We start from the raw sequence: 12,318 nt of genomic DNA, 5'->3' as shown, positions 1-12,318 counted from the left end.
CCATGTACCAGCACTTCATCCAGGGCCTGCAACGGCTCGGCCGCGCCCTCATGCTGCCCATCGCCATCCTGCCGATTGCCGGCCTGCTGCTGCGCCTGGGCGACACCGACCTGTTGGACATCGCCCTGATCCACGATGCCGGCAACGCGATTTTCGCCAACCTGGCGCTGATCTTCGCCATCGGCATTGCCGTCGGCTTTGCCCGCGACAACAACGGCACCGCGGGCCTGGCCGGGGCCATTGGTTACCTGGTGCTGGTCTCGACCCTCAAGGTCATCGACCCGCACATCGACATGGGCATGCTCGCCGGGATTCTGTGCGGCCTGCTCGGCGGTGCGCTGTACAACCGCTTCAAGGACATCAAGCTACCCGAGTACCTGGCCTTCTTCGGTGGCCGGCGTTTCGTGCCGATTGCCACCGGTTTATCGGCGGTGGGCCTGGGCTTACTGTTCGGCCTGATCTGGCCGCCCCTGCAGAACGGCATCAACAGCCTCGGCCAACTGCTGCTCGACAGCGGCAGCATCGGCGCGTTCTTCTTCGGCGTGTTCAACCGCCTGCTGATCGTCACCGGCCTGCACCATATCCTCAACAATCTGGTGTGGTTCGTCTTTGGCAGTTTCGAAGGTGCCAATGGCCTGACGGTAACCGGCGACATCAGTCGCTATTTCGCCGGCGATCCCCGGGCCGGCCAATTCCTCGCCGGGATGTTCCCGATGATGATCTTCGGCCTGCCTGCCGCTTGCCTGGCCATGTACCGTCATGCCCTGCCGGGGCGGCGCAAACTGATTGGCGGCATCCTCCTGTCGATGGCCCTGACCTCGGCACTCACCGGCGTTACCGAGCCGATCGAGTTCGCCTTCATGTTCCTCGCGCCCTTGCTGTTCCTGATCCATGCCGTGCTCACCGGGCTTTCCATGGCCCTGTGCGATCTGCTCAACATCCGCCTGGGCTTTACCTTCTCCGGTGGCGCCATCGACATGGCCCTGGGCTGGGGCCGCTCGAGCAACGGCTGGATGGTGTTCCCGGTCGGGCTTTTGTATGCGCTGGTGTACTACTTCGTTTTCGACTTCTGTATCCGCCGCTTCAACCTGAAAACCCCGGGCCGCGAAGACCAACCCAGCGAGGAAGCGCCGGCACAAGACGCCAGTGCACCCCGCGGCAAGCGCTATATCGATGCCCTCGGCGGCGCCGCCAATCTGCTCTCGGTGGACGCCTGCACCACGCGCCTGCGCCTGCTGCTCAAGGACCGCGGCCTGGCCCAGGACGGCGTGCTGAAAACCCTCGGGGCCATGGCCGTGGTGCGTCCGGGTTCAGGTGGCAGCCTGCAGGTGGTGGTCGGGCCGCTGGCCGACACCATTGCCGACGAGATTCGCAACCAACTGCCCCATGCCCTGGCGAATGTGGTCGAACAGCCGCAGGTGAAAGCCGAGGCGAGCGAAAGCTTGGCCGCTGAAGACTGGCTGAGGGCATTGGGCGGCAAGGATAACTTGCTGAAAGTGGATTGCGTGGCCCTGACCCGGGTGCGGGTCGAGCTCAAGGATGCGCGCAAGGTGACGCGCGAGCGCCTGCTGGCGCTGGGGTGCCAGGGGGTCAGTCCGCTGGCGGACGGGACCTGGCATTTGTTGCTGGGCAAGCGTGCTGCTGCCTTGAGCCAAGCGTTGCAGGGCTGAAAAGCATCGCGGGTCAAGCCCGCTCCCACAGGATCACTACTTCCTCTGTAGGAGCGGGCTTGACCCGCGATAAGTCCGGAACCCTCAGAAGTCCGCTAGCTGCCAGACCTCATAAGCCGGGGTTTCATAGGGATGACTGAGCTTGAGGGCAGCGACCACCGAGCCGATCAGCTCGTCGGCCACCACCAGCTCAACCCGCCATTCTTCGACCTGCTCGACCACGCCCGCCTGCCCGTGGAACGGCTGACTGCCGTCCAGCGGGCGGAACTGGCCCTGGCCCAGCACCTGCCAGGCGCAGCAGTCGTAGTTGCCGATGTGTCCGCCACCGGCGGCGAACACAGCGGCCTTGACCACCTCCACGTGGCTTGGCGGGACGAAGAAGGCGAGCTTGTACACCCCTTAGTTCACCCACGCCCGGGCGTTGCGGAACATGCGCATCCACGCCGCGTCTTCGTTCCAGTCATCCGGACGCCAGGAGTTCTGCACGGCACGGAAGACCCGCTCAGGGTGCGGCATCATGATGGTGACGCGACCGTCGCGGCTGGTCAGGCCGGTGATCCCGCGCGGCGAGCCGTTCGGGTTGGCCGGGTAGCTCTCGGTGACCTTGCCGTGGTTGTCGACGAAGCGCAGGGCCACGCAACCGGACAGGTCGGCTTCGAGCAGGGCTTCTTCGCTGGCGAACTCGGCATGGCCTTCACCGTGGGCGATGGCGATCGGCATGCGCGAACCGGCCATGCCCTGGAGGAAGATCGAGTTCGACTTCTGCACTTCGACCATGGCCACACGGGCTTCGAACTGCTCGGAGCGGTTACGCACGAAGTGCGGCCAGAACTCGCTGCCCGGAATCAGCTCGTGCAGGTTGGACATCATCTGGCAACCGTTGCACACGCCCAGGGTGAAGCTGTCGCTGCGCTCGAAGAAGCCCTGGAAGGCATCACGGGCACGGGCGTTGAACAGCGCCGACTTGGCCCAGCCTTCACCGGCGCCGAGCACGTCACCGTAGGAGAAACCACCGCAGGCCACCAGGCCCTTGAAGTCGTTGAGGTCAACGCGGCCAGCGAGGATATCGCTCATGTGCACGTCGATGGCGTTGAAGCCGGCGCGGTCGAAGGCTGCGGCCATTTCGACCTGGCCGTTGACGCCCTGCTCGCGCAGCACTGCCACTTGCGGGCGCACGCCCTTCTTGATGTACGGCGCGGCGATGTCCTGGTTGACGTCGAAGCCGAGCTTGACGCTCAGGCCGGGGTTGTCTTCTTCCAGCAGCACGTCGAACTCTTGATCGGCGCAGTCGGCGTTGTCGCGCAGACGCTGGATCTGGTAGCTGGTCTCGGCCCACTGGCGCTGCAGCAGGCGACGGTCGCCCTTGAACAGCTCTTCACCGGCCAGCTTGATCAGCACTTCGCCGTTGTTGATCGGCTGGCCGATCACCGCGACGCAGTCTTCGCCAAGGCCGGCAGCGCTGAACTGGGCCAGCACGTCCGGGGTGGCGTCCTGACGCACCTGGATCACCGCGCCCAGCTCTTCGTTGAAGAGGATGGCGGCGACTTTCTCGCGCTTGCTGGTCAGGGTGTCCAGTTCCAGGTCCAGGCCGCAGTGGCCGGCGAAGGCCATTTCCAGCACGGTGGTCAGCAGGCCACCGTCGGAACGGTCGTGGTAGGCCAGCAGGTGGCCGTCGGCGTTCAGGCCCTGGATCACGGCGAAGAAGGCCTTGAGGTCTTCGGCGTCGTCGACGTCCGGCGCTACGGCGGCCAGCTTGCCGTGGGTCTGGGCCAGGATCGAGGCGCCCATGCGGTTCTTGCCGCGGCCCAGGTCGATCAGGATCAGGTCGGTCTCGCCCTTGTCCATGCGCAGTTGCGGAGTCAGGGTCTTGCGTACGTCGAGCACCGGGGCGAAGCCGCTGACGATCAGCGACATCGGCGAGGTGACGCTCTTGTCAACGCCCTCTTCGCTCCACTTGGTCTTCATCGACATCGAGTCCTTGCCCACCGGAATGGTCAGGCCCAGCTCCGGGCACAGCTCCATGCCGACAGCCTTGACGGTGTCGTACAGGCGGGCATCTTCACCCGGGTGGCCGGCAGCCGACATCCAGTTGGCCGACAGCTTGATGTCGGACAGCTTGCCGATGTGCGCGGCAGCCAGGTTGGTCAGGGTCTCGCCGATGGCCATGCGCCCGGACGCCGGGGCGTCGAGCAGGGCCAGCGGGGTACGCTCGCCCATGGCCATGGCTTCACCGGTGTAGACGTCGAAGCTGGTGGCGGTGACGGCGCAGTCGGCCACCGGTACCTGCCACGGGCCGACCATCTGGTCGCGGGCAACCAGGCCGGTGATGGTGCGGTCGCCGATGGTGATCAGGAAGCTCTTGCTGGCCACGGCCGGGTGGCGCAGGACGCGCTCGACCGAGTCGTTCAGTTCCAGGGTGCTTGGGTCGAAATCATCGCCCAGCTCCGCTTCGCGGGTCACCGAACGGTGCATGCGCGGTGGCTTGCCCAGCAGCACGTCGAGCGGCATGTCGACCGGGGTGTTGCCGAAGTGGCTGTCGGTCACGGTCAGGTGCGGCTCGGCAGTGGCCTCGCCGACCACCGCGAACGGGCAACGCTCGCGCTCGCAGATGGCCTGGAAGCGCTCGAAGTCGCCAGCGCTGACCGCCAGCACGTAGCGTTCCTGGGACTCGTTGCTCCAGATCTCGTGCGGGGCCATGCCCGGCTCGTCGTTGGGCACGTTGCGCAATTCGAAGCGGCCACCGCGGCCACCGTCGTTGACCAGCTCCGGGAAGGCGTTGGAAATACCGCCGGCGCCGACGTCGTGGATGAAGGCGATCGGGTTGTTGTCACCCAGCTGCCAGCAACGGTCGATGACCTCCTGGCAGCGGCGTTCCATTTCCGGGTTCTCGCGCTGCACCGAGGCGAAATCGAGGTCGGCGGAGCTGGCGCCGGTATCGACCGACGAAGCCGCGCCGCCACCCAGGCCGATGAGCATGGCCGGGCCGCCGAGCACGATCAGCTTGGCGCCGACGGTGATCTCGCCCTTTTGCACGTGGTCTTCGCGGATGTTGCCCAGGCCACCGGCCAGCATGATCGGCTTGTGGTAACCGCGAACTTCTTCACCGTGCGGGGTGTTGATCGACTGCTCGAAGGTGCGGAAGTAGCCAGTCAGCGCCGGACGGCCGAATTCGTTGTTGAACGCGGCGCCACCCAGCGGGCCTTCGACCATGATGTCGAGGGCGGTAACGATGCGGTCCGGCTTGCCGTAGGCCTGCTCCCATGGCTGTTCAAAGCCCGGGATGCGCAGGTTGGAAACGGTGAAACCGGTCAGGCCGGCCTTGGGCTTGGCACCGCGGCCGGTAGCGCCTTCGTCACGGATTTCGCCGCCGGAACCGGTGGAGGCGCCGGAGAACGGCGAGATGGCGGTCGGGTGGTTGTGGGTCTCGACCTTCATCAGGATGTGCACCGGCTCCTGCACCGCGCCGTACTGGCGGGTCTCAGGGTTCGGGAAGAAACGCCCGGCGACGGAACCGACGATCACCGAGGCGTTGTCCTTGTAAGCCGACAGCACGCCTTCGTTGTGCATCTGGTAGGTGTTCTTGATCATGCCGAACAGGCTTTTTTCCTGGCTCTGGCCGTCGATATCCCAACTGGCGTTGAAGATCTTGTGGCGGCAGTGCTCGGAGTTGGCCTGGGCGAACATCATCAGTTCGATGTCGTGCGGGTTGCGCTTGAGGCCCTGGAAGCTGGTGACCAGGTAATCGATCTCGTCTTCGGCCAGGGCCAGGCCCAGCTCGACGTTGGCTTTCTCCAGCGCGGCGCGGCCACCGCCGAGAATGTCGACAGCGGTCAGCGGCTTTGGCTGGGCGTGGCTGAACAGGCTGGCGGCCTCTTCAAGCTTGGCCAGCACCAGCTGGGTCATGCGGTCGTGGAGGATGTCGGCAACGATGGCGGCGTCGGCGTCGCTCAGCGCACCGCTGACGTAGTAGGCAATGCCCCGTTCCAGGCGCTGGATGTTTTCCAGGCCGCAGTTGTGAGCGATGTCGCTGGCCTTGCTCGACCAGGGCGAGATGGTGCCGAAACGCGGAACCACCAGGAACAGGCGCCCGCTTGGCTCCTGGACCGGTACGCTCGGGCCGTACTTGAGCAGGCGCGCGAGCACTTGCTGTTGGTCGGCACTCAGATCGCCGTCAACCTCGGCGAAATGCGTGAATTCAGCATACAAACCACTAACAGCGGGGACTTTCTGGCTCAGTTGCTCGATTAACTTACCGTGGCGAAAGGCAGAAAGGGCAGGAGCGCCGCGCAGGATCAACATCGTCGGGACAGCCTCAGGAAGGGGGTGTGCTTAGAGGCCGTGCATTCTAGCCTAATTCCGGCGCTTCCGGCACCCGAAACACAGCATTGCAACACCTCCGCATGTCGGCCCGGCAAAGCGGACTCGGGGGTCAAAAAAAACCGCCGGTTTTGCCCTGCATTTTGCCTTTAACGCAAAGATCGCTAGCAGACAAGCAAACCGTTGTCGAGATATGGCGCGGCCGGTCCTTTGCGTATACTGCAACCTATGTTCGCCCAAACCGCTTTGCGCCAGCGGTGCGCCAGATGGCTCATCGCAACCGGACTCTTCCTGATGCTCGGTGCCTGTGTTGAAAAACCCAGCACCCTCGAGCGTGTCAAGGAAGACGGCGTGCTGCGCGTAATTACCCGCAACAGCCCGGCCACCTACTTCCAGGACCGCAACGGCGAAACCGGCTTCGAGTACGAGCTGGTCAAGCGTTTCGCCGACGATCTGGGCGTAGAGCTGAAGATCGAGACCGCCGACAATCTCGACGACCTGTTCAACCAGCTCGGCCAGCCGTCCGGCCCGGTGCTCGCAGCGGCCGGCCTGGTCAGCAGCGAACAGCGCAAGTCGCAGGTGCGCTTTTCACACCCGTATCTGGAAGTCACCCCGCAGATCATCTACCGCAACGGCCGTCCACGGCCCACCGACGCCAAGGACCTGGTCGGCAAGAAGATCATGGTGCTCAAGGGCAGCACCCACGCCGAGCAGATGGCCGAGCTGAAAAAGCAGTATCCGGCGCTCGAATACGAAGAATCTGACGCAGTTGAGGTAGTCGACCTGCTGCGCATGGTCGATGAGGGGCAGATCGACCTGACCCTGGTCGACTCCAATGAACTGGCAATGAACCAGGTCTACTTCCCCAAGGTACGGGTGGCTTTCGACCTCGGCGATGCCCGTGACCAGCGCTGGGCGGTGGCAGCCGGCGAAGACAACAGCCTGCTCAACGAGATCAACGAATTTCTCGACAAGGTGCAGAAAAATGGCACCTTGCAGCGTCTGAAAGATCGCTATTACGGCCACGTCGATGTACTGGGTTATGTAGGCGCTTATACCTTTGCCCAGCACCTGCAGCAACGCCTGCCGCGCTACGAGAAGGCCTTCCAGGCCTCGGCCAAGAAGGAACAGGTCGACTGGCGCCTGCTGGCCGCAATCGGCTACCAGGAGTCGATGTGGCAGGCCGAAGTGACCTCCAAGACCGGTGTGCGCGGCCTGATGATGCTGACCCAGCGCACCGCCCAGGCCATGGGCGTGTCCAACCGCCTGGACCCGGTGCAGAGCATCCGCGGCGGTGCCAAGTACTTCATGTACGTCAAATCCGAGCTCGATGACAGTATCGAGGAGCCGGACCGCACCTGGTTCGCCCTGGCCGCCTACAACGTCGGCAGCGGCCACCTGGACGATGCGCGCAAGCTGGCCAAGCGCGAAGGCCTGAACCCCAACAAGTGGCTCGACGTGAAGAAGATGCTGCCGCGCCTGTCGCAGAAGCAGTGGTACAGCAAGACCCGCTACGGCTATGCCCGCGGTGGCGAGCCCGTGCACTTCGTCGCCAACATCCGCCGCTACTACGACATCCTCACCTGGGTGACCCAGCCGCAGCTTGAAGGCAGCCAGGTGGCCGAGAGCAACCTGCACGTGCCCGGCGTCAACAAGACCAAGCCGACCGAGCAGACCCCGCCACTCTGAACTGTTTCGCGGGCGACCCGACTTGCCCCGCGATCAAGGCTACCTCAGACCTTGGCCCGCCGCGCCTTGAAGAACTCGGACAGAATCGCTCCGCACTCCTCTGCCAGCACCCCTCCCTCGAATAGCACCCGATGGTTGAGAAAGCCCTGGGTAAAGAACTGCCCCTGGCTCTGCACCACGCCGGCCTTAGGCTCCAGCGCACCGTACACCACCCGGTTGATCCGTGAATGCACGATCAGCCCGGCGCACATGCTGCACGGCTCCAGGGTCACGTACAGGGTACTGCCGGGCAGCCGGTAGTTGCTCGCGGCCTGGGCGGCGGCGCGGATGGCGACCATCTCGGCATGGGCACTGGGGTCGCTGCCGCTGATCGGGCAGTTGAAGCCACGGCCGATCACCTGGCCGTGCTGGACCAGCACCGCGCCCACCGGCACTTCGCCCATGGCCGCGCCTTGCGCCGCCAACTCCAGCGCCAGGCGCATGAATTGCTGGTCGCGGCTACGATCGATGATCTGCGGCTGACGCATCAGGCCACCTCGATCGCGGCCATCAGGCCGGTTTCCATATGGTCGATCACGTGGCAGTGGAACATCCAGGTACCCGGGTTATCCGCCACCAGCGCCACCCGCGCGCGCTCGTTCTTGCCCAGCAGGTAGGTATCGGTGAAATACGGCTCGATCTTGCGCTTGTTCGAGCCGATCACCTTGAAACTCATGCCGTGCAGGTGAATCGGATGCTGGTACTGGGTCATGTTCTTCAGCTCGAAGATGTAGCTCTTGCCCTTTTGTAGCGTGGCAATCGGCCGGTCGGCGCAGGTCTTGTCGGTGATGTCCCAGGCCTTGCCGTTGATCTGCCAGAGGCTCGGCGGCTTGCCGTTGTCGGTATTTACCGAAACCGAGCCGACCCACTCGAAATTGAAGTTGAGCTTTTCGGCGTTGGCCAGGTCCGGCTCGGCGATCGGGTTGGCCGGCAACGCTGGCGGCCAGTCGCCCGGGGCTTCGCTACTGGCCACCGAACGCAGGGTGCCCAGGCGCACCGGGCCATCGCGCAACGACAGCTCTTCACCGGCTGGCGGCATCTTGATTGCCAGGCAGATACGCATGCCCGGGCCCAGCCAGTAGTCTTTGCCCAGCGGACGCGGGGCAATGGGGTTGCCGTCGAGGGCGTAGACCCGCGCCTCAAAGTTGCCTTTGAGGTTAATGCGATACGTCAGGGTGTTGTCGAGGTTGAGCAGACGCACCCGCACGATCTGCCCTGCTGGCATCTCTACCACGGCATTGGCCTGGCCGTTGATGGTGATCAACCGCCCGGCGGTGCCGCCACGGGCAGCCTCACGGGGGATGCTGAAGGGCAGGTAGGCACCCTGCTCGTCGACGTGCCAGTTCTTCAGGCTCAGTGTACGTTCGTGCTTGAAACCGGTCGGCTCGCGCTCCTCGACGATCAGCGGGCCGACCAGGCCGCGGCCCAGTTCTTCCGAACTGTTGACGTGCGGGTGATACCAGTAGCTGCCGGCATCCGGCACGCGGAACTTGTAATCGAAATACTCACCCGGCAACACCGGCAGTTGCGAGACATAAGGCACGCCGTCCATTTCCAGCGGCAGGCGAATGCCGTGCCAGTGGATGGTGGTGGCCACTGGCAGGTGGTTGATGAAACGCACCCGCAACCATTCGCCCTGGCGCACCCGCAATTCGGTGCCCGGCGCCGACGGGCCGAAGGCCCAGGCCTCGGTCTTGAAACCGGAAACCAGCTCGACATCCAGCGGCGCGGCGATCAGCTCGTAGTCATGCCCGGCATCCGGATCGGTTCTTCCTAGCCAGTACCGCGACGCGCCACCGGCGCCCAGGCCGATCGCCACCAGGCCGCTCAGGCCACCGAGAATTTGTCGCCGGGTAAAGGACATGCAGCAGGTACCTCGTAATGCCAGGAACAACATGCCGGCACCCAGCACAAAAGCGCCAAGGTGCCGACGATGAAGGGCGAATACGATACACCTGCAATTGAGAAATATTAAGTGAAGAGTTGCCGCAGGGCCTAGGCTCCCGGCCTTATAACCCCTGGCGGCGCAGTGATGGCGTCGCGAAAGGCAACGGGCTGACCCTGCGTCTGCAATGCCAGGCGCAAGTCACCCTGTACGATACCGTCGGGGTTGCCCATGCTCGGCAAGTAGTATTCACCCGCATCCAGGGTAATGCCGGTCGCCTGCCCCGGCCCAGCATCGACCAGGCGCAAGCCCGGCACCCCTCGCAGCTCGGCCAGGCCTGGCACACGTTTGTACAGGTTGCTATGGGTGTTGCCGACCAGCGCGACCCATTTGCCGGCGTCAGCCTCGCCTTGCGTGGCGCCAATAACCCGGTTGGCATAGTAGTTCATGACTTTCTGGCGCAGCGGATTGCCCGGGGGCTCGACCTCAAGGCCCTCCAGTTGATAGCTCGCAACACAATCCACAGCCTGTACCCTGATATCGTTGGCCCGGGCTTTTCTAACCAGTTCCAGGAAGCTGTACCGCCCGGAGGTATCGGTGCGCTGCCCGACATCCAGCCGGTCCAGATAGCGCCGCAATTGCGCACTCATGCGCCCGCTGCGATGGAACAGGTCCAGGTCCGCCTGGTGCAGGTCCGTCATCAGGTGTTCGAGATAAAGCGTGCGCACGCCCTTGGCATACATAGGTGTCAGATTCTCCAGCAGCCAACGCTTGCTGGCGATCGAGTCGTGCGATTCGCCAATGACCACGCCGGCATGCTCGTCGAACAATTCGATGAATGCCCGCTGCGGGCTGATTGAGGCCGCTGGCGGGTGAATCCTGAACCTGGGCAGCGTTATCCGGGTGAAGAAAGTCTCGGCATCCGTGCGCAATTGCTGCCGAATCTGCTCCAGGCTATCGCGCACTTCCATCAGCGGCGACTCCGGGTCGTAGTAATCACCGCCGATCGCCCGCCGATTGTTTGCACTGATGAGCTCCCGCACAGCGGGCCGGGCCTGTTCAGGGACTTCATAGCTGCCAGGCGCAGCGTCGAAGGGCGAGTAATCCACCGGCACCGCCGGCGCCTCGGGCGTCAGCCCTCCCAGGCACTGGCCGCCCCCGCGCAAACAGACGGATTCGAGCACGACCCACTGCCCCTGCTCGTCCAGGCGCACGGGTATTACGCCATAGAAGGCAAACGGATTGTCTTCAGGAACAATCAACCAGGTACGCAAGGCCTGGTCATAGCGAACCCGGTAGGGTACGCCCTTGAGCTCGATATACTGGGCACCGTCAGCCAAAGTACTGACACCTTGCACAAGGCCGCTGGTAGCTGCTGGTTCATCGATGATCTCATTGCCTTCAAGCTGGCCCAGCTCTTGCGCCGCACCGCGCCCCAGCGGCAGCAGAAACGGCAGGTTGAGCAGCAGGTCGACCCCGGCAAGGATGGCCCCGAGCAAGCCCGCCCGACGTTCTTTGGGGTTGTCGCCATCGACCGCCTGCTCGACGTTCAACGCAAGGCTCGCAGTACCTACAGCGACCGCCAGCAGTGCCAACGGCCAACCGGCAGGCGCCACGGCACCGAGCAGGCGCGAGGCCACGCCCAGGTAGCCCACCCACAACTGCGCACGCAGTTCGGCATTGGTGCGCAAGGCGGCATCGGTTTCGACTTCCATGTGGTGCCTGGCGTTGTCGCGCATCCAGGTGAACACCTCCCCTGTGATCGGCGCACGCTGAACCTGGCTGGCAAATACCTGGAGGCTACCCTTCGCCCAACTGTCGAACTGATCGCGCTGCCTCTGCTGCGGATCACTGGAGAAATGCACCAACAGCTGTTCGCTGCTGGCAGGCGCCTGCAGCCAGCCGAATAACCACCCAGCCACCTCTTGCTGGCGGCTGAACCCCTGAAAGGACGGCGTCGCACCGGGCAAATAGAGCACATGCTGACCGCCCGCCCCCTGCAACCAGACCACATCAGTTGACAGCTGCCCGGCCAGGCTCAGTGTCGCGATATGAATCCCGGCGGCGGGCGGCTTCGCCTGTTCAAAATGCCGCAATTGCGGCATGACACTGCTGTCGAAACCGACGGCATCGAACACCAGTTGCAACTGCTGTTCGTTCAGTTGCCCGCTCAAGCCGGCCTGCAGGGCTTCGGACAGGTAGTTGAGCTTGCTCAGTGTGCGAACGTCAGCGCCGTGATCGCTCCAGAATGCCGTCCTGCGTCGTTGGAAGGCCGCGCCGAAGTCCAGTTGCCACAGGGCATTGAGCACCTTCTGTGGATCCAGGCGTACTTCGTTGGTTTCATCGAACCGTCGCGCTCCGGGTCCGTCGGTATAGAAGCCGCCGTACAGGAGAAGTAAATCGGCGTTGTCCTGATCACTGACGCGAAAGCGGCGCATCACCAGCTCCGTCAAGGTCATGGATTGATCAGGCGTTCCGTAATGCTCCCAGCCCGTAAACGTTCTGCTGCTACTGGCCGCTCCAGAGAAACGGTGCCAGTAGATGCGATCCGGATCTGCGATCAGGTTGCCTTCGGTGCGCAGCAAGCTTTTTGCAGCCTCACGAGCCTCGTTGTGCAGATCGGGAAAAGCTTGCACAACTCGCAGGGCAATGGCTGACAGGTCGTTGTGCAGTAACACGGAAAAAGATGGTTCATTCATGACGATAGCCTCCGGTGCA

General features: G+C 63.8%; 7 protein-coding genes. 2 read left to right on the top strand and 5 right to left on the bottom strand.

Translation table 11 applies throughout. The features are described 5' to 3' along the window. Positions 1 to 2 precede the first annotated feature (2 nt). Positions 3 to 1,670 carry an N-acetylglucosamine-specific PTS transporter subunit IIBC gene (gene nagE, locus UB48_RS10175; RefSeq protein ID WP_045196487.1) on the top strand — a complete coding sequence of 556 codons (1,668 nt, stop codon included), beginning with the start codon at positions 3 to 5 and terminating at the stop codon, positions 1,668 to 1,670. 84 nt (positions 1,671 to 1,754) lie between these two features. On the opposite strand, the gene UB48_RS10170 is transcribed toward nagE, so the two are convergent. Both UB48_RS10170 and purL read right to left on the bottom strand, forming a co-directional pair. Continuing rightward, positions 1,755 to 2,066 (bottom strand): YqfO family protein, encoded by a 312-nt coding sequence (locus UB48_RS10170; protein WP_045196485.1) that lies wholly within the window; start codon positions 2,064 to 2,066, stop codon positions 1,755 to 1,757. 3 nt (positions 2,067 to 2,069) lie between these two features. Further along, the gene (purL, locus tag UB48_RS10165; RefSeq protein ID WP_045196483.1) at positions 2,070 to 5,969 is read right to left on the bottom strand and encodes a phosphoribosylformylglycinamidine synthase; all 3,900 of its coding nucleotides are present in this window, start codon (positions 5,967 to 5,969) and stop codon (positions 2,070 to 2,072) included. 246 nt (positions 5,970 to 6,215) lie between these two features. Between purL and mltF the strand changes: the two genes are divergently transcribed. Continuing rightward, a complete protein-coding gene (mltF, locus tag UB48_RS10160) occupies positions 6,216 to 7,676 on the top strand; it encodes a membrane-bound lytic murein transglycosylase MltF (RefSeq protein WP_045196482.1) in 1,461 nt (486 codons plus the stop codon). A gap of 44 nt (positions 7,677 to 7,720) precedes the next feature. On the opposite strand, the gene tadA is transcribed toward mltF, so the two are convergent. The 3 genes from tadA to UB48_RS10145 all read right to left on the bottom strand — a co-directional run bounded on the left by tadA (position 7,721) and on the right by UB48_RS10145 (position 12,299). Further along, on the bottom strand, positions 7,721 to 8,203 hold the full coding sequence (tadA, locus tag UB48_RS10155; RefSeq protein WP_045196481.1) for a tRNA adenosine(34) deaminase TadA: 483 nt from the start codon (positions 8,201 to 8,203) through the stop codon (positions 7,721 to 7,723). Further along, positions 8,203 to 9,579: a multicopper oxidase family protein gene (locus UB48_RS10150; protein ID WP_045196479.1), complete on the bottom strand. Its 1,377-nt coding sequence runs from the start codon at positions 9,577 to 9,579 to the stop codon at positions 8,203 to 8,205. The genes tadA and UB48_RS10150 overlap by 1 nt, the downstream gene beginning before the upstream one ends. Before the next feature lie 131 nt (positions 9,580 to 9,710). Continuing rightward, positions 9,711 to 12,299, bottom strand: a complete 2,589-nt coding sequence (locus UB48_RS10145) for a membrane-targeted effector domain-containing toxin (RefSeq protein ID WP_045196477.1) — start codon at positions 12,297 to 12,299, stop codon at positions 9,711 to 9,713. Positions 12,300 to 12,318: the final 19 nt, after the last annotated feature.

The sequence above is a fragment of the Pseudomonas sp. 2(2015) genome (genome assembly GCF_000955865.1).
Classification (GTDB): domain Bacteria; phylum Pseudomonadota; class Gammaproteobacteria; order Pseudomonadales; family Pseudomonadaceae; genus Aquipseudomonas.
Note: the sequence above shows the minus strand (reverse complement) of the source record. Positions and strands in the feature narration are given on the sequence as shown.